A 23,626-nucleotide genomic window follows, 5' to 3' on the forward strand; every position below is an offset into this window, starting at 1 on the left:
GAGCCGCGTCGCCGCTAGTGGCGGCGAGGGGCTGCCGCGTGGGGCCGCCGCGATCTCGGGTGTAGCGCGGCCGGTGGGAACAGCCCGCGAGGCGGTGACGTGGTCGTCACCGCCTCGCGAGTGAGATCACTCGAGGTTACTCGGCCTTGGTGATCAGGTGGTAAAGCGGCACCGAGTTCCAACCGAACTCGACGTTGTCGACGTTCTCGGAGAAGCCTCCGGTGACGTTCGAGTACCACAGCGGAATGGCCGGCAGGTCCTGCAGCAGCACCGACTGGGCCTCGGAGAACAGCGCGTTGGCTTCCTCGGGGTCCGTCGCGGAAATGCCGTCGGACAGCAGCTGGTCGAACTCTGCGCTGGAGTAGTCGCCATCGTTCGAGCCGGCGTTCGTGGCGTACAGCGGGCCCAGGAAGTTGTACAGACCCGGGTAGTCCGCCTGCCAGCCGGAGCGGAACGCGGTGGTGATCGTGCGATTGTTCACGAGTTCACGCAGCTCGGCGAAGGTCGGGTACGGAGCACCCGACGCCTCGATACCGAGGGTGTTCTTGAGCGAGTTCGACACTGCGTCGACCCACTGGTCGTGGCCACCGTCGGAGTTGTAACCGATCTGGAAGGTACCCTCCCACGGCGAGATCTCGTCGGCCTCGGCCCACAGTTCGACTGCGCGCTCGGGGTTGAACTCCAGCACCTCAGCGCCCTCGAGCGAGTCCGACCAGCCGTCGATGACCGGCGAAGTGAAGTCGCTTGCGGGGGTACGGCTGCCCTGGAAGATCGTCTCGGTGATCTCCTCGCGGTTGATCGCCATCGAGATGGCCTGACGGCGCAGCGCGCCCTCTTCGCCCTCGAAGTGCGGGAGGGTCTGCGGGATCGTGAAGGACTGGAAGATGGCTGCCGCCTGGTTCACGGCACGATCCCCCAGGTCCGACTCGAAGCTGGCCATGGACGACGGCGGGATCACGTCGATCACGTCGACCTCGTTACCCTGCAGATCGGCGTACGCCGCGTCTGCCGAGGCGTAGACCTTGATCGTGAGGCCACCGTTCTGCGCCTGACGCACACCCTGGTAGTCCTCGTTCTTGACGAGGTCGATCTGCACGTCGTGCTGCCACGCGTCCTCACCGGCGAACATGTACGGACCGTTGCCGATCGGGTTCTGGCCATAGGCCTCCATGTCCTCGAAGGCCACGTCGGGCAGCGGGTAGAACGCGGAGTAGCCCAGGCGCTGTGCGAAGTCCGACGCCGGCTTGTTGAGCGCGATGGTGAAGGTGTAGTCATCGACCTGCTCGAGACCGGTCAGCTCCGAGTCGGCATCCCAGCTGAAGCCCTCGATGTCCTCGAAGAAGTAGCTGTTGGCGTGGGCGTTGGACAGCTGTGCGCCGTAGTTCCAGGCTTCGATGAAGTTGTCAGCCGTGACTTCTTCGCCGTTGGTGAAGGTCTGACCCTCCTTGAGCTTGACCGTCAGGTGCTGCGGGTCCTCGACCGTGATCTCTTCGGCCATGTCATTGACGGCGGTGCCGTCGCCCTCGTACGAGACGAGCCCGGCGAAGATCGCGTCGAGGATCTGGCCGCCGCCGACCTCGTTCGTCATGGTCGGGATGAGCGGGTTCTCCGGCTCGGTACCGTTGGTCGTGATGATGGCGTCCGAGGCGCCGGCGTCGCCGGTCTCCTCGGCGTCGCCGCTGTCGCCGCTGGCGCAGCCGGCGAGGGCGAGCGCGCCCACGGTCAGCAGCGCCAGGCCGGCGAAGGCAGTTTTGTTGCGCTTCACTTTTCCTCCTGTGCAGGGATGATGTGACCGCTTCTACGCAGGGCGTGCCGGCCACACGGGATGAGGCAACGATAAGCAACCCTGCCGCCATGATCAAAACTGAGGGCGAAAGCGTTACATGCTCTTTACTCAACGCGCCTCGGATGTGGCAATCTGACAACGTGACCGCTCCCAGTCCCCCGCTCGACAACGCATACTGCACAAGCAGTCCGCGACTGCGCTGGGAAATCGCTATCGTGCTCGCGATCTCGCTCGGCCAATCGGCCCTGTACTCGGTGCTCGCGCTCATCCGCCGGGAGCTCTCCCCCACCCCTCTCGGGCAGCAGCAGACCCAGCTGAATCCGTCCCTGGACGCCGCCGCGGCGTGGGATGCGCTCTACCAGACGCTCGACATCGTGTTCGACCTCGCGCTTGTGGCGCTGGTGGTCTATCTCCTGTGGGAACCGGGTGCCAACGCGCTCCGGCGCATCGGTTTGGACTTCACTCGCTTCGGCGGGGACCTCGGCCGCGGCATCCTGGTCACCGCCGTGATCGGCATCCCCGGGCTGGCGCTGTACGCCGTCGGGCGGATGCTGGGGTTCACGGTGGCCGTCGTGGCCTCGCCGCTGGATGCTGCGTGGTGGACCGTGCCGATCCTGCTGTTCGCGGCGCTGCGCGCGGCGCTGCTGGAGGAGGTCGTCATGATCGGGTGGCTCTTCGATCGACTCCGCCGTCTCGGGTGGGGGTGGTGGCCGATCATCCTGTCCTCCGCCGCGCTGCGCGGGGCCTATCACGCGTACCAGGGCTACGGCGGAATGGTCGGCAACTTCGTCATGGGGATCGTGTTCGGCTGGTGCTACCGCCGCTGGGGCCGGGTGATGCCGCTGGTGGTGGCCCACACGATCCTCGACGTGGTGTCGTTCGTCGGCTATCCCCTGGCCGCCGCCCTCTGGCCCACGATCTTCGCCCCCCTCCCCTCCCCGTCCCCGTCCCCGTCCCCGAGCCCCTGAAATCGCTGAGACCACAGCTGGTCGCCGAGACCGTGGGAACTTCCCATCGTCTCGGCGACCAGGTGTCGTTTCAGCGCCGGGGAGCGACGGAGGGGACGGGAGGGGACGGGAGGGGACGGGCGGGACGGGGCTTTCTCCACAGGGACGGGATCCGGCGATCTGGCCCGGATCGAGGGTGGCAGGCCCACGGCGGGTGCGCGCGGGCGGCAGGGTGGGCGGATGCCGCTCCTCACTCTCGGGGTCCTGCCGACCCCCGTCCCCCTGATCCGGCACGCGGACGTGCCCCATCCCGAGCGCGCCGTCGAGCGCGGGACGCTGGTCAAGGTGCGCCACGGTGTGTACACCCCCGGTGCGATGTGGCGCGACCTCGCGCCCTGGGACAGGTACCTCGCGCGCGTCCACGCGGTGGCGCTCGTGCACCCGGATGCCGTGTTCAGCCACGAATCCGCCGCCGTGCTGAGGGGCCTACCGGTGTTCGGCGATCCCGGGGTGGTGCACATTCTGGAGCACCCGCGCAGCGCGTCCCGGCTCGTCGGCGGCATCCGGACCCACGCCTACTCCGGCGACCGCACGATCATCGAGCTCGGCGGCCTGCTGATGACGAGCATCGCCGACACCGCCGTGGACCTCGCCCGGCACCGGCACCGCGCCGTCGGGTTGGCAGTGGCGGATGCCGCGCTGCGCACTGACCCCACCGCGAGCGTCGAACTGCTCGTCGCGCTCAACGAGGCCCGTACGAGCAAGCGGGGCCGCGCGATCGCGCGGTGGTCGCTGTCACGCGCGACCGCGCTGGCCGAGTCGGCTCTCGAGTCCATGAGCCGCGCCGTCGTCGAGTGGCTCGGGTTTCCCGCGCCGGTGCTGCAGGTGCCGTTCCGTCGGGGGTCCGGCGGCGAGGATCGCAGCGACCTGGTGTGGGAGAGCATCGGCCTCGCAGGTGAGTGCGACGGCGACCTCAAGTACGACGGCCGTTACGGACCGCCCACGGTCGTGCTGGCGCGGCAGAGCGAGCGGGACACGCGGCTGCGTCGGCACCTGCGAGAGGTGACGCACTGGGGATGGCGTGAGGCCTCGACGGTCACGCCGCTGCGCGGCATCCTCACCGGCGCCGGTCTCCGCCCCGAGTCCCCCGAGGATTCGGCCGCGCTGTTCTCGCTGCGCCGCGCCGTCTCCCCGCATCCCCCGCACCGCACCGGCGAGCCCCCGTCCGCCCGCTGAAACGACAGCTGGTCGCCGAGACGATGGGAGGTTCCCACCGTCTCGGCGACCAGCTGTGGTCTCACGGTATGGGGGGGCGGGCCGGAAGGGCCGCCACCCCGCTACCCCGCTACGCGAAGGCCTCGGGGGGCGGGCAGGCGCACACCAGGTTGCGGTCGCCGTAGGCATTGTCGATGCGCCGCACCGGTGGCCAGTACTTCGTGCGCACCTGGGACGGCACCGGATACACCGCGGTCTCGCGCGAGTACGGGTGCGACCACGACCCCGACACCACGGACTGCGCGGTGTGCGGCGCGTTCACGAGCGGATTGTCGGATGCCGGCCACTGACCGGCCGCGACGGCGTGCGCCTCCGCGTGGATCGCGACCATCGCCTCGATGAACCGCTCGATCTCGGCGAGGTCCTCCGATTCGGTCGGCTCCACCATCAGCGTCCCGGCGACCGGGAACGACATCGTCGGCGCGTGGAAGCCGTAGTCGATCAGGCGCTTGGCGACATCGTCGACGGTGACCCCAGTGGCCTCGCGCAGCGGCCGCAGGTCCAGGATGCACTCGTGCGCGACGAGCCCGCCCTCCCCCGCGTACAGCACCGGGTAGTGCTCGCGCAGCCGCGCGGCGATGTAGTTCGCTGCGAGCACGGCGGCCCCGGTCGCCTCGCGCAGCCCTGCGGCGCCCATCATCCGCACGTAGGCCCACGAGATCGGCAGGATCGAGGCCGACCCGTAGGGGGATGCCGAGATCGGTCCGCCGTCGAACACGAACCCGCCGGCGTGGTCGGCGCGCTGCGCGAGCGGGTGCGAGGGCAGATACGGCGCGAGGTGCGCCTTGGCCGCCACCGGCCCGACGCCAGGGCCGCCCCCGCCGTGCGGGATCGCGAACGTCTTGTGCAGGTTCAGGTGCGATACGTCGCCGCCCAGATCCCCGAACCGGGCGAAGCCCAGCAGCGCGTTGAGGTTCGCGCCGTCGACGTACACCTGACCGCCGGCATCGTGCACGGCCTGCGTGATCTCCAGCACGTCGTGCTCGTACACACCGTGGGTCGACGGGTAGGTGATCATCAGCGCCGCGAGCCGCTCGGCGTTCGCCGCGATCTTCGCGCGCAGGTCGGCAAGCTCCACGTTGCCCGCCTCATCGCACGCGACGACGACGACGCTCATCCCGGCCAGCACCGCGGATGCCGCGTTGGTGCCGTGTGCCGACGACGGGATGAGGCAGACCGTGCGATCGAGATCGCCGTTGGCGCGGTGGTACCCGCGGATCGCCAGCAGCCCCGCCAGCTCCCCCTGCGAACCGGCGTTGGGCTGCAGCGACACCGCGTCGTAGCCGGTGACCTCCGCCAGCCACGTCTCCAGCTGCTCGATCATCGCCAGGTAGCCAGCGACGTCGTCGGCCGGGGCGAACGGATGCACACGGGAGAATTCCGGCCACGACACCGCCGCCATCTCGCTGGCCGCATTGAGCTTCATGGTGCAGGACCCGAGCGGGATCATGCCGCGGTCCAGGGCATAGTCGCGGTCCGCGAGCTGCTTGAGGTACCGCATCATCGCCGTCTCGGACCGGTGGGTGTTGAACACCGCGTGCTCGAGGTAGGTCTCAGTGCGGTGCAGCGCGGATGCCACCGAAGCCAGCGGCTCCGCGTCGGCGAAGGCGAGCTCGGCGCCCGGCTCCTCCACCGCCCCGAATGCCCAGGCGACCGCGGCGAGGTCGGCGGCCGTCGTGGTCTCGTCGACGGAGACCCCGACGCTCGCGTCATCGGCCCAGAACAGCTGGTAGCCGCGCGAGCGCGCCCGCTCCACGATGCGGCCGGCGTCACCCGGCACGAACACCCGGATGGTGTCGAAGACGGCATCGGATGCCAGCGTCAGCCCGTACCCGCGCAGCTCGGCAGCCAGCGCCTCGGTCTTCTGCGCGACCTCGGTCGCGATGCGGCGCAGCCCCTCGGGCCCGTGATAGACGGCGTACATCGACGCCATGACGGCCAGCAGCACCTGCGCGGTGCAGATGTTCGACGTGGCCTTCTCACGGCGGATGTGCTGTTCGCGGGTCTGCAGCGCGAGGCGGTAGGCCGGGTGCCCCGCGGCATCCTGCGACACCCCGACCAGACGCCCGGGCAGCTGGCGCTCCAAGCCCGCCCGCACCGCCATGTAACCGGCGTGCGGTCCGCCGAAGCCGAGCGGCACCCCGAAGCGCTGCGTCGTGCCGACGGCGATGTCGGCGCCGAGCGATCCGGGCGAGCGCAGGAGCGTGAGCGCCAGCAGGTCGGCGGCCACGACGACCAGTCCACCCTGCGCGTGGACCGCGGTGATCACATCGCTGGGGTCCCACACGCGCCCGGTGGCTCCCGGGTACTGCACGAACGCGCCGAACGCGGCGGCGGCCGCGTCAGCGGCATCCGGAACCCCCGACGCGTAGTCGGTCTCGACGATCGTGATCCCCAGCGCCTCGGCGCGGTGAGCCAGCAACGCCTTGGTCTGCGGGAACGCATCGGCATCGACGAGGAACACGTTCGACGCGCCTTTCGACGCCCGCCGCGCCACCAGCATCCCCTCGACGACCGCGGTCGCCTCGTCGAGCATCGACGCGTTGGCCGTAGCCAGGCCGGTGAGGTCGGTGACCATCGTCTGGAAGTTGATGAGCGCCTCCAGGCGCCCCTGCGAGATCTCCGGCTGGTACGGGGTGTACGCGGTGTACCAGGACGGGTTCTCGAAGACATTGCGCTGGATGACCGCGGGGGTGTGGGTGTCGTAGTACCCCAGCCCGATCATCGCCTTCGCCGGCCGGTTGGATGCCGCGAGCTCCCGCAGCTCCGCCAGCGCCTCATCTTCGGTCGCAGCGTCCGGGATGGCGCTCGTGGTGCGCGGCTGCACGTGGATCGAGGCGGGCACGGCGCGCTGGACCAGCGCGGTCAGGCTGTCGTAGCCGAGCGCGTCGAGCATCTGCCGCTGGGCGGCCGCGGCGGTGCCGATGTGCCGGTCGGCGAAGGCCGCGCTCACGCCTCGCCGCCGGTGAGGGCTAGGTACGCGGCGCGGTCGAGCGTGCCGTCGAGGGATGCCGCGTCGACGCGCAGCTTGATGAGCCAGCCGTCTCCGAACGCATCGGCATTGACCGCCGACGGGTCCGCCACGACGGCGTCGTTGATCTCGATCACTTCGCCCGCGAGCGGCGCGTAGAGCTCGCCGACGGACTTGGTCGACTCGATCTCGCCGCACACCTGCCCGGCGGTGACGGTGGCGCCGACGGCGGGCAGGTCGACGAAGACCACGTCGCCGAGCTGATCGGCGGCGTAGTCGGTGATGCCGATCGTCGCGGTGTCGCCGTCGACGGCGATCCACTCGTGCTCGGCGGTGTAGTGCAGGCTGGCGAGGTCGGCCATGGTGTGCTCCCGAGGGTTCGGTGTTACTGGGCGCGCCGGTAGAACGGCAGGGCGGTCACGGTGGCGGGGAGGCGCGTGCCTCGCACGTCGATGGTCAGGTCGGTGCCGGGGGCGCTCATGGCGGGTGAGACGAACGCCATCGCGATCGGGTGCCCGAGTGTGGGGCTGAGCGCGCCGCTGGTGATCTCTCCGACCGCGCGGTCGCCGTCGTACACGGCGTAGCCGGCGCGCCCCGCGCGTTTGCCGTCGCCGGTGAGGCCGACCAGCACCGGCGCGTCGGCGGAGACCACGGCGCCGAGGCCCGCTTTTCCGACGAACGCGGGCTTGTCGGCCGCGACGACGCGACCGAGCCCTGCCTGGGCGGGCACGATGTCGAGCGAGAGTTCGTGGCCGTACAGCGGCATGCCCGCTTCCAGCCGCAGCGTGTCGCGGGCGGCAAGGCCCGCCGGAACCAGGCCGTGCGGCGCGCCGGCCGCCAGCAGCGCATCCCACAGGTCGCCGGCGACGGCGTTCGGCACCAGCAGCTCGAAGCCGTCCTCCCCGGTGTAGCCGGTGCGGGCGACCAGCAGCGGCTCACCGGTGAACTCCCCGCGGGCGGCGGCGTAGTACGGCAGTTCCGACAGCGGCCGGTCCAGCCCCGAGATGCCTGCGGTGGCTTCGAGGATGCCGCGGGCGGCCGGGCCCTGCACCGCGATGAGGCTGAAACTGTCGGTGGCATCCTCCACCGCCACGGCGAAGCCCTCGGCGCGCTCGGCGAACGCCTGCGCGACGGCGACGCGGTTGCCCGCGTTCGCGATCACGAGATACCAGCCATCGTCGAGGCGGTAGACGATGACGTCGTCGACGATGCCGCCCGATTCGGTGAGCACGAGCGAGTACTTCGCCTTGCCCAGCGGCAGCGTCGATACGCGTCCGGCGAGCGCGTAGTCCAGGAACGCCCCTGCATCATCGCCCTCGACGATGAACTCGGCCATATGGGAGATGTCGAACAGTCCCGCAGCGTGCCGCACCGCGTGGTGCTCGGCGAGGTCGGACGAGTAGCGCACCGGCATCATCCACCCGCCGAAGTCGGTGAACGCCGCCCCCAGCGCATCGTGCCGGTCACGGAGTGTCGTATAGCGGGGTCCGGTCATGAGTTCTCCCGAGATGGAACGGGCAGACGCCGGGACCGACGCCTGAGAACTCCCCCTCTGTCATCGGCCTGAGAGTTTCACGTCGCCATCCACGAGCGGGATGTCGGCGCTTTCACCGTCGGCGGACCCGCGCCAGCATGCGCGCGCGGATCGCTTTCCAGAGTGGCCCAGACCTGCGCGGTACGCGTACCTGAGAGATTGGCGGGGAGGCTTGCTCCTTCGGTGCCCGGCACACGTGGTGCCGGAGCTCTCCCGCGGGGGTCGTCGGGCCGATATCGACTTGTCCGGACAGCATAGCGGCGCGTCAGTCGGCGCAGGAACCCGACGACACCGCCGCCGTCAGCGCCGGGGCCTGCGCGACGACGGGCGCGAGCTTCGCGGGGGTCATCGCGTACCCGATGTCCTCCCCCGAATCAGCGCGGGCGAAGACCACCCCGGTGACGTCTCCCGTCGCCGTCAGCAGCGGCCCACCGGAGTTTCCCGGCCGCACGGCGGCGGCGAGCGCGTAGATCTCCCGCGGCGCCCTGGTGGCGTCGTGGATGTCGGGCACCTCGACGACCCCGACCGAGAGCACCCGGGCGCCGGTCATCGTGAAGGGGCCGCCGTACGGATACCCCTGCACCACACCCTCGTCGCCGGTCGCGAGGGTCGGCGCGACCGCGAGCGGGGCGACGTCCAGATCGTCCACGGCGATGACGGCGAGGTCGTCGACGGCGTCGAAGTACACGATGCGGCCCTGGCGGGCGGCTCCCCCCGGCAGTTCCACGACGGGATCGGTCACCCCGGCCACGACGTGCGCGTTGGTGACGATGCGGTCGGCTGCGGCGACGAACCCGGTGCCGGTGGAACTCGTGCCGCACGCATACGCCACTCCCGATATCCGGGCGACCGACTGCGCCGCCTCGTTCAGTGCGGGGTCGTCCAGCGCGACGTCGGGCGCCGGCTGCCCGGGGTCGACGATGACTCCGGGTCCGAACAGGTCGCCCAGGCTCGGCAGTCCCTCCTCCAGGAACGCACCGCGCACCTGCGCGAGCGCGGCGTCGACGGGTGCGGGGGTCAGCGAGTCGATGGCGCGCACGACCCGTGAGGAGGACACCGCGGCGGACAGATGAGGGATGCCGGCGACCACCAGCGTCTGGGCGATGAGCGACACCGCGAGGGCCGCGACGACCACGCTCAGCGCGCCCCCGAGGATGCGCTCGAGCCACCCCAGGCGGATGCGCTCGACGCCGCGGCGGCCGGCGGCACCGACGGCGGAGCCGGCCAGGGCGGCACCGGCCACCAGCGCGATCGATCCGACGACGATCGCGACGCTGCGCCACCCCGCCGAGGGCAGCACGTCGCTGAGCACCGGAAGCACCATCGGCACCACCCAGTACGCCAGGAGGGCGCCCAGCGTCAGGCCGATGAGTGCGCCCAGCGCCGCCAGCAGGCCGCTGCGCAGCCCCAGCGCCAGCGCTACGACCAGGACCGCGACCACCACGATGTCGATGACCATCGGCACGACCTCCCTCGTCGCGCCAGCGTAGGCGACGCGGCTGTGATCGCGACGCAGGCGGAGGGGTTGCACTTCAGGTCAGAGTGACATTAAGATCGGTTTCGAGACTTAGGGTCAATATGACACAAACATCGGACAGCCGCGTTGCCGTCTCCACGGTGATCTTCAGCCTGCGCCGCCTCCCCGGCGCGGACGCCGCGAGCGTCGTGCTGCCCCTGGTGCGGCGCACCCGCGACCCCTACGAGGGCCGGTGGGCCCTGCCGGGCGGGTGGCTCGACGTCACCGAGAACCTGGATGCCGCGGCCGCCCGCACCCTCGCCGAGACCACCGGTCTTGCCCCCAGCTATCTGGAGCAGCTCTACGCGTTCGGCGCGGTGGATCGATCCCCGAGCCGCGTCGTGTCGATCGTGTACTGGGCCCTGGTGCGCCCCGACGAGGCCGAGGCGGCCCAGGCACAGCACAACGTCGCCTGGTTCGACGCGGCATCCCTCCCGCCGCTGGCGTTCGACCACAGCCAGATCGTCGAGTACGCACTGTGGCGCCTGCGCAACAAGGTGGGCTACAGCCGCATCGCCCACGGTCTGCTGCCGGAGGAGTTCACCCTCGCCGAGCTGCGCGAGGTGTACGAGGCGATCCTGGAGCGCCGGCTGGACCCGGCCAACTTCCGCCGCCAAGTGGAGAACTCCGCCACCCTCATCCCCACCGAGCAGTTCCGCACCGGCAGCCACCGGCCGGCACGGCTGTACCGCTCCAACCACGACCTGGAGCTGGCCGACCGCGGCCCGCTCCCCCGCTGAAGGAACCGTCATGACCGCCACCATCCTGACGCTGCAGCCCCGACCGCCGGCCGACCCGAGCGTCGACCATGAGATCCAGTCGATCGTCGCCGGCACGGGTGCCGGCTCGACCTGCAACACCGACCTGGCCGCCGGCCCGTGGACTTTCGACACCCGCCCGGGCTACGGACCCGGCGCGTCCATGGGCGACGTCATCCCCACCGGCGCACCCCGCCAGGGCGAACTGCCGCAGCTGTATCGCGACGCACCCGACATCGAACTTCACGAGCGCATCCGCGCCGCCAAGGACGCTTTGGGCGACCGCGTGGTGGTGCTCGGCCACTTCTATCAGCGCGAAGAGGTCGTCCGTCACGCCGACTATGTGGGCGACTCGTTCCAGCTGGCCGGTGCTGCCAAGGCCCGCACCGAGGCGGAGGCGATCGTCTTCTGCGGCGTGCACTTCATGGCCGAGACGGCCGACCTCCTCTCCGGCCCCGACCAGGCGGTGATCCTGCCGAACCTCGCCGCCGGGTGCTCGATGGCCGACATGGCCGACATCGACCAGGTCGAGGAGTGCTGGGAGCAGCTCGAGGAGCTGTTCGGCGACATGGACACCCCCGGCACCGACGGGCTGGTACCGGTGATCCCGGTGACGTACATGAACTCCTCCGCGGCCATCAAGGGATTCGTCGGGCGCCATGGCGGCATCGTGTGCACGTCGTCGAATGCGCGCACCGTGCTGGAGTGGGCGTTCGCGCGGGGCCGCCGGGTGCTGTTCTTCCCCGACCAGCACCTCGGCCGCAACACCGCCAAGGCGATGGGCGTGCCGCTGGAGCAGATGCCGATGTGGAACCCGACCAAGCCGTGGGGCGGGACGGATGCCGCGACGCTCACCGGCAGCCGGGTGATCCTCTGGCACGGGTTCTGCTCGGTGCATCGCCGGTTCACCGTCGACCAGATAGACAAGGCCCGCGCCGAGCACCCCGGCGTGCGCGTGATCGTGCACCCGGAGTGCCCCATGCCGGTGGTGGATGCCGCCGACGAATCGGGATCCACCGACTACATCCGCAAGGCGATCGAAGCCGCCACGCAACCGTCCACCTTCGCCATCGGCACCGAGATCAACCTCGTGCAGCGGCTGGCGGCCGAGCATCCGCAGCACGAGATCTTCTGCCTCGACCCGGTCGTGTGCCCCTGCTCGACGATGTACCGCATCCACCCCGGCTACCTCGCCTGGGTGCTGGAATCGCTCGTTGCCGGGCAGATCGTCAACCGCATCACGGTGCCGCCGGAGGTCGCCGACCCCGCCCGCGTGGCGCTGGAGCGCATGCTGGCCGCCAGACCCGGGGCGGGGTCGTGACCAGCGTCGTCGTGGTCGGCTCCGGCATCGCCGGGCTGGCTGCCGCGCTGCACGCGACGGCGGCGGGATGCCGGGTGACTCTCGTCACGAAGGACACACTCGGGCACGCCAACACGCGGTTCGCGCAGGGTGGCATCGCCGGGGTGCTGTTCGACGACGACAGCGTCGACGCGCACGTGCAGGACACCCTCGCCGCCGGGGCCGGGCTGGCCGACCCCGCGGCGGTGCTGCTGCTCGCCACGGAAGGCCCGCAGCGCATCCGCGAGCTCGCGGAGCTCGGCGTCGCCTTCGACCGCGCCGCCGACGGGACCTACCTCAAGGGCTTGGAAGCGGCCCACTCGTACCCGCGCATCGTGCATGCCGGCGGCGACGCCACCGGGCTGGAGATCGAACAAGCCCTGGTCGCGGCGGTGCGCGCCGCCGACATCCGGGTGATCGAGCACGCGTTCCTGGAGGACCTCGTGGTGACCTCCCGCCGCGTCACCGGCGTCGACGTGCTGAAGGGTGACGGCGGACAGGTGCGCATCCACGCCGGAGCAGTGGTGATCGCCACCGGCGGGGTGGGTCAGCTGTATGCGCACACCACCAATCCCCTCGTGGCCACCGGCGACGGCATCGCTGCGGCGCTGCGGATCGGCGCCGCCGTCAGCGACCTCGAGTTCGTGCAGTTCCACCCCACCGTCCTGGCCGGAGGTGAGGCGTTCCTCGTCTCCGAAGCGGTGCGGGGTGAGGGCGCCGTGCTCATCGACGACACCGGCCGCCGGTTCACCTTCGACGCCCACCCCGACGGCGAGCTCGCGCCGCGGGACGTCGTCGCCCGCGCGATCGTGCGGCAGATGGCGGCGCAGGGTGGGCGTCCGGTGCGGCTGGATGCCACCGGCATCCGCGCGACCCCCGTTGCCACCGCCGCATTCCTCGCCGAGCGCTTCCCCACGATCGACGCCGCCGTGCGTGCCCGCGGCTGGGACTGGGCGCGCGAACCCATCCCGGTGACCCCGGCGGCGCACTACCTCATGGGCGGCATCGACACCGACCTGTGCGGGCGCACCGGCGTGCCCGGGCTGTATGCCGTCGGCGAGGCCGCGCGCACCGGCGTGCACGGCGCGAACCGGCTCGCCTCGAACTCGCTGCTGGAGGGCGCGGTGTTCGGCGCGCGTGCCGGCGACGTGATGGCCGCCGATGCCCTCCTCCCCTGGCCCGCGACGGCGCCCGCCGCCCCCGCACCCGAACCGCTCCCGGAGCCGCAGGAGCCGCAGCCCGGGGGCGAGCCGTTCGCACGGGCGGCGCTGCAGCGGGTGATGTGGACGGATGCCGGGGTCGAGCGTGACGAGGCCGGGCTGGCCCGCGCCGCCGCGGTCATCGCCGCGTGGCGCGACGCGGCATCCGCACCCCGCACCGTCTCAGAGCACGAGGACGCGAACCTGCTGCTCGTGGCCGAACTCGTCGTCGCCGCCGCCCGCGCCCGCGCCGCATCGGTGGGAGCGCACTTCCGCCGGGACGGCGTGACCGCACCCGACCCCATCCCCGCCCTGGAAGGAAGCGCCTGATGCTCACTCGCACCGTCATCGACCGAACCGTCCGTGCCGCCCTCGATGAGGACGCCCCGTGGGGCGACATCACCAGTGACACCCTCATCGTCGAGACCGCGAAAGCCCGGGGCGCCCTGGTCGCCCGGGAAGACGGCCTCTTCTCCGGCGGCGACGTGTTCGAGGCGGCGTTCCGCCTCACCGACCCGCGCTGCGACGTCGTGCTGCTGGTGGAGGACGGCGAGGCGTTCCGGGCCGGCGACCCCCTGGCACTGGTGACCGGACCGGCGCGTGCCGTGCTCACCGCGGAGCGGGTGGGGCTCAACTTCGCGCAGCGCATGAGCGGGATCGCCACCCTCACGGCGCTGTACGTCGCCGAAGTGGCCCACACCGGGGCTCGTATCGCAGACACCCGCAAGACCACGCCGGGGCTGCGGGCGTTCGAGCGTCACGCCGTGCGTAACGGCGGCGGCCACAACCACCGTTTCTCGCTGTCGGATGCCGTCATGGTCAAGGACAACCACCTCGCCGTGCTCACCCGCAACGGCATGTCGGTGACGGCGGCGCTGCAGGGCGCGATCGCGCGACTGCCGCACACCACCCATGTCGAGGTCGAAGTGGACCGTCTCGACCAGATCGAAGCCGTACTGGCGGCGGGGGTCGGCACGATCATGCTCGACAACTTCACGCTCGAGCAGTTGCGGCAAGGGGTCACCGCCGTCGCCGGCCGCGCCACGATCGAAGCCTCCGGCGGGGTGGACCTCCACACGGTGCGGGCGATCGCCGAGACCGGCGTCGATGTCATCTCGGTCGGCGCGCTCACCCACTCCGCCCGTGCGCTGGACCTGGGCCTGGATGTGAGCCTGGAGGACTGACATGCCGCTGCTGTACCTCGATCACGCCGCCACGACGCCGGTGCGTGCCGATGTGCTCGAGGCGATGATGCCGTACCTCACCGAGTCCTACGGCAACCCGTCGAGCCACCACACCGTGGGTGAGGACGCCGCCGCCGCTTTGACCGATGCGCGCGCCCGGGTGGCGCGAGCGCTGGGCATGCGCGCCGGCGACGTCGTCTTCACCGCCGGCGGCACCGAGGCCAACAACCTCGCCATCAAGGGCATCGCTCTGGCCGCCCGGGCAGCGCACCCCGGCAGGACGCAGCTCATCACGACCCCGATCGAGCACGAATCGGTGCTGGCCTCGTGCGACTACCTCCGGCGCCTGCACGGGTTCGACCTCACCCTGCTCCCCGTTGACGCGACCGGCCGCGTCGACCCGGGCCGGCTCGCCGCCGAGCTGGGGCCGCAGACCGCGCTGGTGTCGATCGGCTCCGCCAACAACGAGGTCGGGACGGTGCAGGATGCCGCCGCCCTCGCCGCCGCCTGCGCCACCCACCGGGTGCCGGTGCACCTCGATGCGGTGCAGGCCGCCGGCTGGCTGCCGCTTGCGGGCACCGGCGCGGATGCGCTGTCGCTGGCCGGCCACAAGGTCGGCGCCCCCAAGGGCATCGGCGTGCTCGCGGTGCGCGGCCGCATCCCGCTGGAGCCCCTCGTACACGGCGGCGGGCAGGAGCGGGGTCGGCGCAGCGGCACCGAGAACGTCGCCGGCGCCGTGGGGATCGCCCACGCGTTGGAGTCGGCAGAGGCCGAGCGAGCGGATGCCGCGTCGCGCGTCACCGCGGTGCGTGACGCGTTCATCGCCGCGGTGCTCGCCGCCGTCCCCGCCGCCCGGCTCACCGGCCACGCCACGCACCGTCTTGCCGGCACGGCGAGCTTCACCTTCGCCGGGACCAGTGGCGAGGCGGTGCTGCTGCAACTGGAGCGGCGCGGCGTGGTGACCTCCAGCGGGTCGGCGTGCGCTGCCGGCAGCGACGAGCCCTCCCACGTGCTGCAGGCGTTGGGCGTCCCCGCGGACCTCGCCCGCACCGCCGTGCGCTTCACCTTCGGCCACGGCCCGCTCCCTGAGCCCGCGACGCTCTGCGCCGCGGTGGCCGCCGCCGTCGCGGCGGTACGATCGGGCTCGTGAACGCAGCGATCACGGTCATCGTGCCCGGTTTCGACGTGGCCGAGTACGCCATCGAGGCCCTTGATTCGCTGCGCGCGCAGACCCTGCCGGATTGGGTGGCGATCCTCGTCGACGACGCGTCGACGGATGCCACCGGCGACGTGTTCGCCGCCGCCGCGGCATCCGACCCGCGCTTCCGGCTCGTGCGTCACGACGAGCGCCGCGGCCTCGCTGCCGCCCGCAACACCGGGCTCGCCCACGTCGACACGCCCTACCTGGGGTTCCTCGACGCCGACGACGTGCTTGCCCCCACCGCGCTGGAGCGGCTGGTGGGCGTGCTCGAGCAGACCGGCAGCGACTTCGCCGTGGGAGCGTATGTGCGCCTGAGCCCGGATGCCACCGGCGGCTACGCCCCCGGCCCGGTGCAGCCGTGGGTGAGCGCTGCCACCGATCCGGCCCGCCACGGCACCACCATCGACGAGCATCCGGAGGCCTCCGGCAACATCGTGGCGTGGTCCAAGGTGAGCCGCACCGACTTCTGGCGCCGCGCGGGACTTCGTTTCCCGGACGGGCGCCTGTACGAGGACCAGATCGTCGCGCAGCAGATGTACAGCCGCGCCCGCCGATTCGACACGGTACCCGAAGTGGTGGTGCAGTGGCGCGAACGCGCCGACGGCTCCTCGATCACGCAGGGCAAGAGCGCGCTGCCGGTGCTGCGGGACTACCTGGCCGCGATGGTCGAGGGTCTGGATGTGCTCGATGCCGCCGGTCACGCCGCCGCGGTGCGCTCGCGAGTGCGACTGATCCTGGCGATGGACCTGCCGCCGCTGGTGGAGATCGCCCGCATCCACCCCGACGACGCGTACCGCCGCGCGCTGGGTGCGTTCACCCGCGAAGTGTGGTCGCGCGGCGGCGCGCACACCGACCTGGACGAGCGGTCATCGCACCTGGCGGGGGCCGCGCTGCTGCTCTGAGCCCGCTTCCCGGCTCAGCGCCTGCTCGCTCTGCAGCACGCGGGACGCGGCGACCTGCTCTTCGGCGAGCTTGGCGTACAGCCCGTCGGCCTCCAGCAGCTGTGCATGCGTGCCCGACTCCACGATCCGGCCCGCCTCGACGACGTGGATGACGTCGGCGCCGATCACGGTGGAGAGGCGATGGGCCACCGACAGGGTCGTGCGGCCGCGCGCCGCGGCATCCAGCGCGTCCTGCACGACGCGCTCGGACACGGTGTCCAGGGCGGAGGTCGCCTCGTCCAGCAGCAGCACCGGCGGGTCCTTCAGCAGCACCCGCGCGATCGCGATGCGCTGCTTCTCGCCGCCGGAGAGGCGGTAGCCCCGCTCCCCCACGATCGTGTCGTAGCCGTCGGCGAACCCGGAGATGATGTGGTGGATGTTCGCCGCGGTGCACGCGGCGGTCAGTTCCTCATCCGTGGCGTCGGGCTTGGCATAGCGCAGGTTCTCGCGGATCGTCGCGTGGAACAGGTAGGTCTCCTGCGAGACGATGCCCACCTGGTCGATGAGCGACTCCTGCCGCAGCCGCCGCACGTCGGCCCCGGCGAACAGCACCGCGCCGGCGGATGCCTCGTACAGCCGCGGCGCCAGGTACAGCACCGTGGTCTTGCCCGCCCCCGACGGTCCGACGAACGCGACGTGCTGGCCCGGCTCGGCAACGAACGACACCCCGTCCAACGTCGGGCGGCTATCGCCGGCGGCATCCGGATAGCGGAACACCACGTCGCGGAACTCCACCCGCCCGGCCGGTCCCGGCGCCGCGGCGACGTCGATCGCGTCGGGGGCGTCGCGGATGGCGGGCTTGAGGTCGAGGTACTCGAAGATGCGCGCGAACAGCGCCGCGGAGGTCTGCAGGTCCAGCGCGACGCGCATGAGCCCGATCAGCGGCTGCAGCAGCCGAGCCTGCACCGTGGTGAACGCCACGATCGTGCCCGCCGTGATGTCGGGGCTGCCGCCGACGATGAGGTAACCGGCGACGAGATAGATCACCGCCGGCACGCTTGACATGAGCACCTGCACGACGGCGAAGAACCCCTGGCCGCTCATCGCGCGCCGCACCTGCAGTCCCACCTGATTGAGGTTCTCGGTGCGGTAGCGGGCCGACTCGGTGCGCTGGCGGTTGAATGACTTCGACAGCAGGATGCCGGAAACGCTGAGGGTCTCCTGCGTGATCGAGGTGAGCTCCGACAAGGACTCCTGCGTTTCACCGGCGATCCGCGCCCGCACCTGCCCGATCTTGCGCTGCACGAGCACCAGCACCGGCATGATCACGACGGCGATGATCGTCAGGCGCCAGTCGATGAGGATCATCGCCACCAGCGATGCGACGACGGTGACGGCGTTGCCCAGGATGCTGGTGACGGTGTTGGTGAGTACCCCGGAGACCCCGCCGACATCGTTCTGCAGGCGGGATTGGATGACCCCGGTCTTGGTGCGGGTGAAGAACGCCAGCTCCATCGCCTGCAGGTGGTCGAAAAGCCGCACCCGCAGGTCGCCGGTGACCTTGTTGCCGACGGTGGCGGTCAGCCACGTCTGCACCACTCCAAGTCCCGCCGAGGCGAGGAAGAGCGCGATCATGAGGGCAACGAGCCGCAGCAGCAGCGACAGATCCGGCCCGCTGCCGTCCACCGGGAACAGCGCGTCGTCGAAGACCCGTTGCACCAGCAGCGGGGGCACCACGGCCAACCCCGCTCCGAGGACCACGAGCACTCCGGTGACCGCGATGCGGCCGCGATAGGGCTGGAACAGCGCCAGCACGCGATTGCCCAACCCGGGGATGCGGGGTGCCTGGGCGTTGAGCCTGCGCTGGGCCGATTCGTCGACGCCGCGGAATCCGCCGCCTGGGCCGCCTGGTCTGCCTCCGCCGCCGCCCATACTCATCCGTCCAGCCTACGACGCACGCTGCAGGACTAGGGTGTCGGCATGACCTCCACCCCCGATGAAGCGGACCGGTCGGCCCTCGAGGAACTCCGCGCGGAGATCGACGCGTTGAAGCAGATCCCGGAAGAGGAACTCGTCAGTCCCTCGCCGGCCAAGCTCAACGAGGATGCCCCCGAGCCGACCCCCACGGACGCGCCCGGCTCCCAGGACTTGGATACCACCGAGTAGCCATATGACCGCGGCCATTGCGGCAACTTCCGATCGGGCGCAGGCAGGCGCGGAGCGAGTGATCTGGCTGCTGCTGGCAGCGGCATTCGTCGCGATCCTCAACGAGACCACGATGGGCGTGGCCATCCCGCACCTGATCGCGGATCTGGGCATCACCGCGGTCGCGGCGCAGTGGCTCACCACGGCGTTCATGTTGACGATGGCGATCATCATTCCCACGACCGGGTTCCTGCTGCAGCGACTGACGACTCGCGCCGTGTTCGTCACGGCGATGAGCCTCTTCTCCGCGGGCACCGCGGTCGCCCTGATCGCACCCGGGTTCCCGGTGCTGCTGCTCGGGCGCGTCATCCAGGCATCCGGTACGGCCATCATGCTGCCGCTGCTGATGACCACGATCATGACGGTCGTCCCGGCGAACCAGCGCGGCCGCATGATGGGGCGGGTGACCGTCGTGACGGCGCTGGCCCCCGCGATCGGTCCCGCGCTGTCCGGCTTCCTGCTGGACGCGCTGTCCTGGCGATGGAACTTCGGAGTCGTGTTGCCCATCGCCCTGATCACGCTCGCGGTCGGGGCGCGCTGGATCCACAACCTGGGCGAGCCGACCGCGGCTCCCCTGGATGTGCTGTCGGTGATCCTGTCGGCGTTCGGCTTCGGCGGGCTCGTCTACGGCCTGAGCCGGATCGGCGGCGGCGGGCACGGTGCGGATGCCGCGGCCGCCGCAGCGGCATCGACGGTGACCCTCGTGGTCTCGTTGGTGATCGGTGTGAGCGCGCTGGGCTTGTTCGTCTGGCGCCAGCTGCGGCTGCACCGCGTGGACGACGCCCTGCTGGATTTGCGGGTCTTCCGTTCGGCGAATTTCTCGCTGTCGATCGCGCAGTTGGCGATCATGGCGATGGCGTTCTTCGGCGTGATCACGGTGCTGCCGCTGTACGCGCAGGGCGTGCTGGGGCTGTCGGCACTGGAATCGGGGCTCGTCGTGCTTCCCGGCGCGCTCGCGATGGGCCTGGCGGGACCGGTGATCGGCCGCATCTACGACCGCTGGGGAACCCGGGTGCTCTTGATCCCGGGGGCGGTGATCGTCGTGTCTGTCCTGTGGCTGTTCACACTGCTGTCGCAGACCACGCCGGTGTGGCTGCTGACGATCGGTCAGACCGCGCTGTCGCTGGGACTGGCGCTGTCGTTCACGCCGCTGTTCACCGCGTCGCTGGGTTCGCTCCCGCCGCGCCTCTTTTCGCATGGCAGTGCGGTGGGGGCCACCGTGCAGCAAGTGGCCGGAGCGGCTGGGATCGCCGTGCTCATCACCACGATGTCCGCCGCATCGACCGCCGCCGCTCAGGCAGGCGCGACCGATGCCGCAGCGGGCGCGGCCGGATCACGGGCGGCGTTCCTCGTCGCGGCGATCATCGCCCTGCCCCTGCTCGTGGGGGCGGTGCTGATCCGCAAGCCCGCCGACACGCTCGAGGAGGTGCCGGTCGGGCATTGACCTGTCGGGTCAGTTGCCGCCGCAGCCGCCACCGTTTCCACCGCAGGCGCACGTGCTCTCCTGTGCGGGGGCAAGCAGGTTCTTGTCGTCGCTGACGGGCTGGAGGGGCTGCGTGGTGGAAGGGTTCGTGGTGGTCATGTCCTCATGCTAGTCCCGGCGTAGGCCACCGGCTCGCCGCACGCAACCCCTCGGCATCCGAGGCGTCCCGTGTCTACCGTGGCGGTGCCGGGAAACGCCCGGCCATCCGACGAGAGGACGACGAGATGACTGACATCACCGGCAAGCGCGTGGCGTTCCTGCTGACCGACGGATTCGAGGACAGCGAGCTGACCGCCCCCTGGCAGGCGGTGACCGATGCCGGAGCAACCGCGGTGCTGGTCTCCCCCGCAACCGGGAGCATCGCGGGCAAGAACGGCCATGAGCAGGACGTCGACCTGCCTGTCGCAGACGCGAGCGCCGCGGAGTTCGATGCGCTGGTGCTCCCGGGCGGTGTGGTGAACGCCGACCACCTGCGCATGGACGAAAAGGCTGTCGCGTTCGCCCGTGACTTCTTCGTGCAGCACAAGCCCGTCGGAGTCATCTGCCACGGCGCCTGGATCCTCGCCGACGCCGCCGTGCTCGACGGACGCATCATCACCAGCTACCCCAGCCTGAAGACCGACCTGCGCAACGCCGGCGCGACGTGGCTCGACGAGGAGGTCGTGGTGGATGCCGGACTGGTCTCCAGCCGCACGCCCGACGACCTCCCCGCCTTCACCGCGAAGGTCGTCGAAGAGATCGCAGAGGGCGCGCACTCGGGTCAGACCGCCTGACCCGACGCGTACCTCGGAAAGCGGCGGCCACGGGTGGGCCGCCGCTTTCGCGTCCCGGCACCGAGTCCACTGTCTCGTGGGCATCCATTGCTGTGGTCTGACCACGCGAGTATACTGCGGGGTCGAGGGACGGCGACCGTCCGTCCGAAGGAAGTGACTTGTCATGAACCCGATGACGAACGCGGCCGGGACCACCGACCGCGGCTCTGTCCCCGGCGGCATGATGCGTGCCGCCGTCGTTACCGCCCCCGACCAGCCGCTGACGGTGACCGAGGTCCCCATCCCCACTCCGGGACCCGGCCAGGCGCTCGTGCGTGTGATCACCAGTGGTGTCTGCCACACCGACCTGCACGCCGCCCGCGGTGACTGGCCGGTGCCCCCGAAGGCTGACCTCATCCCCGGCCACGAGGGGTACGGCGAAGTGGTCGCACTCGGCGAAGGTGTCACGACCCTCGCGGTGGGCGACAAGGTCGGAAACGCGTGGCTGTGGAGCGCCTGCGGCGTGTGCGAGTTCTGCCGCACCGGGTGGGAGACCCTGTGCCCCGAGCAGCGGAACGGCGGTTACTCCGTCGACGGCAGCTTCGGTGAGTACATGCTCGTCGACGAGCGTTTCGCCGCCCGCATCCCCGAGGGCGTGGACCCCGACGAGGTCGCCCCCATCCTGTGCGCGGGCGTCACCGTGTACAAGGGGCTGAAGATGACGGAGGTGAAGCCCGGCGAGTGGGTCGTGATCTCCGGCATCGGCGGTCTCGGGCACATCGCGGTGCAGTACGCGCGGGCGATGGGCATGCGCGTCGCCGCCGTCGACATCGACGACGACAAGCTCGCCCTCGCCCGGCACCACGGTGCCGAGGTGACCGTCAACGCCGCCACCGCCGACCCCGCCGAGGAGATCCAGCGGCAGGTGGGCGGCGCCCACGGCGTGCTGGTGACCGCGGTGCACCCGAAGGCATTCGCACAGGGCACTGGCATGGCCCGCCGCGGCGGCACCGTCGTGTTCGTGGGTCTGCCCCCGGGGCAGTTCCCCGCCGACATCTTCGACACCGTGCTGCGCGCGCTCACCATCCGCGGCTCGATCGTGGGCACCCGTCAGGACATGGTGGAGGCGCTGGACTTCTTCGCCCGCGGCGAGATCCACCCCACCATCAAGGTGGAGAGCCTCGACGACATCAACGACATCTTCCACCGCATGGAGGAGGGCAAGATCGAGGGCCGCATCGTCATGCGGTACGCCTCGGCGTGAGCCCGGTGCGGGGCGGCCGCGATATGGCCGCTCCCGCACAGGGTCACACCTCCAGCGGCTGACGCTGCGTCACGGGGGACGGTGCGACGGCGCCGTGCAGTGCGGCGTCCAGGTCGCCTCGGAGATCCTGCACGTCCTCCAGTCCGATCGACAGGCGCAGCAGCGCCGCTGACGGCCGCGCCGTCGCCGCGACCGGACGGTGAGTGAGGGCCGCCGGATGCTGGATGAGGGAATCCACCCCGCCCAGCGACACGGCGTGGGTGAACAAGCGCACCTCCCCGGCGACCGCCGCGGCCGCCGGGGAGCCGCCCTCCAGCTCGATGGCGATCATGGCGCCGCCGCCGTGCATCTGGCTGCGCAGCAGGCCGCGGGGGTCGCCGTGCAGGCCCGGGTAGTGCACGCGCGCGACCGCGGGGTGCGCGTCGAGCCAGGTGGCGAGCTGACGCGCGCTCTCCTGCTGGGCGCGCAGCCGTACCGGGAGCGTCGCGAGGCCGCGGTGCACCAGATAGGCGCCGAGCGGATGCAGCAGCGCACCGGTGATCGCGCGCACGCGGCGCAACCCCTCTGCCGTCGCTTCCGAGCACGCGATGACACCGGCCATGGCATCGCCGTGACCACCCAGGTACTTCGTGCCGCTGTGCAGCGACATCGCTGCGCCCAGGGCGAGCGGCTGCTGCAGCACCGGGGTGGCGAACGTGTTGTCCACGAGCACCGGCACGTCCTGTGCCTGAGCGACGACGCCCGCGATGTCGACGAGGTCGAGCGTCGGGTTCGCGGGGGTTTCCAGTACCACCAGCCCCGTGTCGGTTCGTATCGCCGCCGCAACGCCCGCCTCGGTGCAGTAGGTCACCTCGGTGCCCAGCAGACCGCTGGCCAGCAGGTGATCGGTTCCGCCGTAGAGCGGGCGCACCGCGACGATGTGCGGCCGCCCGACGGCTCGCGTGTGCGCCAGGATCGCCGCTGTCACCGCGGCCATGCCCGAGGCGAACGCTACGGCGGCCTCGGCGCCCTCCAGGCGAGCGAGGGCGTCCTCGAAGCGGGCGACGGTGGGGTTCCACAGTCTTGCGTAGACCATGCTGCCGTCCTCGGGCGGGCGGCCACCGGTGGCGAGGGTCTCATAGGAGTCGCCGCCCCGCTCGATGCCCGGCAGCGGGTTGGTGGTGGACAGGTCGATGGGCGGGGCGTGCACGCCCAGCGCGGCGAGGTCGTCACGTCCGGCGTGTACGGCAACGGTGTCGGGATGCCAGTGCGGGTGCATGCCGCCATGATGCTCGGAACGCGGCAGGTCGGCGCGAAGTCCGCACACTACGCTGTTGCCACCCCCGGATGCC

At 71.0% G+C, this 23,626-nt stretch carries 20 protein-coding genes and 1 riboswitch; of the genes, 12 read left to right on the top strand and 8 right to left on the bottom strand.

Going from position 1 to position 23,626, the window contains the following annotated elements:
• Positions 1–136 precede the first annotated feature (136 nt).
• The gene (locus QNO11_RS09230; protein ID WP_257508555.1) at positions 137–1,765 is read right to left on the bottom strand and encodes a peptide ABC transporter substrate-binding protein; all 1,629 of its coding nucleotides are present in this window, start codon (positions 1,763–1,765) and stop codon (positions 137–139) included.
• A 143-nt stretch (positions 1,766–1,908) separates the two neighbouring features.
• On the opposite strand from QNO11_RS09230, the gene QNO11_RS09235 reads away from it, so the two are divergent.
• Both QNO11_RS09235 and QNO11_RS09240 read left to right on the top strand, forming a co-directional pair.
• Positions 1,909–2,754, top strand: coding sequence for a CPBP family intramembrane glutamic endopeptidase (locus QNO11_RS09235; RefSeq protein ID WP_257508554.1), 846 nt, complete (start codon positions 1,909–1,911; stop codon positions 2,752–2,754).
• 219 nt (positions 2,755–2,973) lie between these two features.
• Complete coding sequence (locus QNO11_RS09240; RefSeq protein WP_257508553.1) at positions 2,974–3,969, top strand: type IV toxin-antitoxin system AbiEi family antitoxin domain-containing protein; 996 nt, start codon at positions 2,974–2,976, stop codon at positions 3,967–3,969.
• A gap of 109 nt (positions 3,970–4,078) precedes the next feature.
• On the opposite strand, the gene gcvP is transcribed toward QNO11_RS09240, so the two are convergent.
• The 4 genes from gcvP to QNO11_RS09260 form a co-directional block, all read right to left on the bottom strand.
• A complete protein-coding gene (gene gcvP / locus QNO11_RS09245) occupies positions 4,079–6,961 on the bottom strand; it encodes an aminomethyl-transferring glycine dehydrogenase (protein ID WP_257508552.1) in 2,883 nt (960 codons plus the stop codon).
• Positions 6,958–7,341: a glycine cleavage system protein GcvH gene (gene gcvH / locus QNO11_RS09250; protein ID WP_257508551.1), complete on the bottom strand. Its 384-nt coding sequence runs from the start codon at positions 7,339–7,341 to the stop codon at positions 6,958–6,960. Before gcvH ends, gcvP begins: the two co-directional genes overlap by 4 nt.
• A gap of 23 nt (positions 7,342–7,364) precedes the next feature.
• The gene (gene gcvT / locus QNO11_RS09255) at positions 7,365–8,474 is read right to left on the bottom strand and encodes a glycine cleavage system aminomethyltransferase GcvT (protein WP_257508550.1); all 1,110 of its coding nucleotides are present in this window, start codon (positions 8,472–8,474) and stop codon (positions 7,365–7,367) included.
• Positions 8,475–8,642: 168 nt separating this feature from the next.
• Positions 8,643–8,739, bottom strand: a riboswitch (glycine riboswitch).
• 39 nt (positions 8,740–8,778) lie between these two features.
• Complete coding sequence (locus QNO11_RS09260) at positions 8,779–9,972, bottom strand: MarP family serine protease (protein WP_257508770.1); 1,194 nt, start codon at positions 9,970–9,972, stop codon at positions 8,779–8,781.
• 119 nt (positions 9,973–10,091) lie between these two features.
• Here QNO11_RS09260 and QNO11_RS09265 point away from each other — a divergent pair, with 119 nt between their 5' ends.
• The 6 genes from QNO11_RS09265 to QNO11_RS09290 are packed head-to-tail and all read left to right on the top strand — an operon-like array spanning position 10,092 to position 16,612.
• Entirely contained in the window at positions 10,092–10,769 is a 678-nt protein-coding gene (locus QNO11_RS09265; protein WP_257508549.1) for an NUDIX hydrolase, read from the top strand.
• A 10-nt stretch (positions 10,770–10,779) separates the two neighbouring features.
• Positions 10,780–12,108: a quinolinate synthase NadA gene (gene nadA, locus QNO11_RS09270; RefSeq protein WP_257508548.1), complete on the top strand. Its 1,329-nt coding sequence runs from the start codon at positions 10,780–10,782 to the stop codon at positions 12,106–12,108.
• The gene (nadB, locus tag QNO11_RS09275; protein WP_257508547.1) at positions 12,105–13,655 is read left to right on the top strand and encodes an L-aspartate oxidase; all 1,551 of its coding nucleotides are present in this window, start codon (positions 12,105–12,107) and stop codon (positions 13,653–13,655) included. Before nadA ends, nadB begins: the two co-directional genes overlap by 4 nt.
• Positions 13,655–14,509: a carboxylating nicotinate-nucleotide diphosphorylase gene (nadC, locus tag QNO11_RS09280; RefSeq protein ID WP_257508546.1), complete on the top strand. Its 855-nt coding sequence runs from the start codon at positions 13,655–13,657 to the stop codon at positions 14,507–14,509. Before nadB ends, nadC begins: the two co-directional genes overlap by 1 nt.
• A gap of 7 nt (positions 14,510–14,516) precedes the next feature.
• Entirely contained in the window at positions 14,517–15,659 is a 1,143-nt protein-coding gene (locus QNO11_RS09285) for a cysteine desulfurase family protein (protein ID WP_257508769.1), read from the top strand.
• Positions 15,656–16,612 carry a glycosyltransferase family 2 protein gene (locus QNO11_RS09290; RefSeq protein WP_257508545.1) on the top strand — a complete coding sequence of 319 codons (957 nt, stop codon included), beginning with the start codon at positions 15,656–15,658 and terminating at the stop codon, positions 16,610–16,612. The genes QNO11_RS09285 and QNO11_RS09290 overlap by 4 nt, the downstream gene beginning before the upstream one ends.
• Here the strand turns inward: QNO11_RS09290 and QNO11_RS09295 are convergent.
• Entirely contained in the window at positions 16,577–18,529 is a 1,953-nt protein-coding gene (locus tag QNO11_RS09295; protein WP_374113807.1) for an ABC transporter ATP-binding protein, read from the bottom strand. The genes QNO11_RS09290 and QNO11_RS09295 overlap by 36 nt on opposite strands.
• A 42-nt stretch (positions 18,530–18,571) precedes the next feature.
• Here QNO11_RS09295 and QNO11_RS09300 point away from each other — a divergent pair, with 42 nt between their 5' ends.
• Together QNO11_RS09300 and QNO11_RS09305 are read left to right on the top strand one after the other, a co-directional pair.
• Positions 18,572–18,757, top strand: a complete 186-nt coding sequence (locus QNO11_RS09300) for a hypothetical protein (protein ID WP_257508544.1) — start codon at positions 18,572–18,574, stop codon at positions 18,755–18,757.
• Positions 18,758–18,761: 4 nt separating this feature from the next.
• Entirely contained in the window at positions 18,762–20,240 is a 1,479-nt protein-coding gene (locus tag QNO11_RS09305; protein WP_257508543.1) for a DHA2 family efflux MFS transporter permease subunit, read from the top strand.
• A gap of 9 nt (positions 20,241–20,249) precedes the next feature.
• Here the strand turns inward: QNO11_RS09305 and QNO11_RS09310 are convergent, their stop codons facing one another.
• Positions 20,250–20,378 carry a hypothetical protein gene (locus tag QNO11_RS09310; RefSeq protein WP_257508542.1) on the bottom strand — a complete coding sequence of 43 codons (129 nt, stop codon included), beginning with the start codon at positions 20,376–20,378 and terminating at the stop codon, positions 20,250–20,252.
• A gap of 125 nt (positions 20,379–20,503) precedes the next feature.
• Between QNO11_RS09310 and QNO11_RS09315 the strand changes: the two genes are divergently transcribed.
• Entirely contained in the window at positions 20,504–21,052 is a 549-nt protein-coding gene (locus QNO11_RS09315; protein WP_257508541.1) for a type 1 glutamine amidotransferase domain-containing protein, read from the top strand.
• A gap of 223 nt (positions 21,053–21,275) precedes the next feature.
• Entirely contained in the window at positions 21,276–22,295 is a 1,020-nt protein-coding gene (gene adhP, locus QNO11_RS09320) for an alcohol dehydrogenase AdhP (RefSeq protein ID WP_257508767.1), read from the top strand.
• 43 nt (positions 22,296–22,338) lie between these two features.
• Here adhP and QNO11_RS09325 read toward each other — a convergent pair whose 3' ends face one another.
• Positions 22,339–23,553, bottom strand: coding sequence for a trans-sulfuration enzyme family protein (locus QNO11_RS09325; RefSeq protein ID WP_257508540.1), 1,215 nt, complete (start codon positions 23,551–23,553; stop codon positions 22,339–22,341).
• Between the last annotated feature and the right edge of the window lie 73 nt (positions 23,554–23,626).

This window comes from Microbacterium sp. zg-B96 (genome assembly GCF_030246865.1).
GTDB lineage: Bacteria > Actinomycetota > Actinomycetes > Actinomycetales > Microbacteriaceae > Microbacterium.

Bases quoted from the DNA above. Each gene is read 5' to 3' on its own strand.
- nadA (WP_257508548.1), top strand. From the start codon at position 10,780: ATGACCGCCACCATCCTGACGCTGCAGCCCCGACCGCCGGCCGACCCG.
- QNO11_RS09325 (WP_257508540.1), bottom strand. From the start codon at position 23,553: ATGCACCCGCACTGGCATCCCGACACCGTTGCCGTACACGCCGGACGT.
- QNO11_RS09295 (WP_374113807.1), bottom strand. From the start codon at position 18,529: ATGAGTATGGGCGGCGGCGGAGGCAGACCAGGCGGCCCAGGCGGCGGA.
- gcvH (WP_257508551.1), bottom strand. From the start codon at position 7,341: ATGGCCGACCTCGCCAGCCTGCACTACACCGCCGAGCACGAGTGGATC.
- QNO11_RS09300 (WP_257508544.1), top strand. From the start codon at position 18,572: ATGACCTCCACCCCCGATGAAGCGGACCGGTCGGCCCTCGAGGAACTC.
- QNO11_RS09265 (WP_257508549.1), top strand. From the start codon at position 10,092: ATGACACAAACATCGGACAGCCGCGTTGCCGTCTCCACGGTGATCTTC.
- QNO11_RS09315 (WP_257508541.1), top strand. From the start codon at position 20,504: ATGACTGACATCACCGGCAAGCGCGTGGCGTTCCTGCTGACCGACGGA.
- gcvT (WP_257508550.1), bottom strand. From the start codon at position 8,474: ATGACCGGACCCCGCTATACGACACTCCGTGACCGGCACGATGCGCTG.
- nadC (WP_257508546.1), top strand. From the start codon at position 13,655: ATGCTCACTCGCACCGTCATCGACCGAACCGTCCGTGCCGCCCTCGAT.
- QNO11_RS09305 (WP_257508543.1), top strand. From the start codon at position 18,762: ATGACCGCGGCCATTGCGGCAACTTCCGATCGGGCGCAGGCAGGCGCG.
- QNO11_RS09260 (WP_257508770.1), bottom strand. From the start codon at position 9,972: ATGGTCATCGACATCGTGGTGGTCGCGGTCCTGGTCGTAGCGCTGGCG.
- QNO11_RS09240 (WP_257508553.1), top strand. From the start codon at position 2,974: ATGCCGCTCCTCACTCTCGGGGTCCTGCCGACCCCCGTCCCCCTGATC.
- QNO11_RS09235 (WP_257508554.1), top strand. From the start codon at position 1,909: ATGTGGCAATCTGACAACGTGACCGCTCCCAGTCCCCCGCTCGACAAC.
- adhP (WP_257508767.1), top strand. From the start codon at position 21,276: ATGCGTGCCGCCGTCGTTACCGCCCCCGACCAGCCGCTGACGGTGACC.
- QNO11_RS09310 (WP_257508542.1), bottom strand. From the start codon at position 20,378: ATGACCACCACGAACCCTTCCACCACGCAGCCCCTCCAGCCCGTCAGC.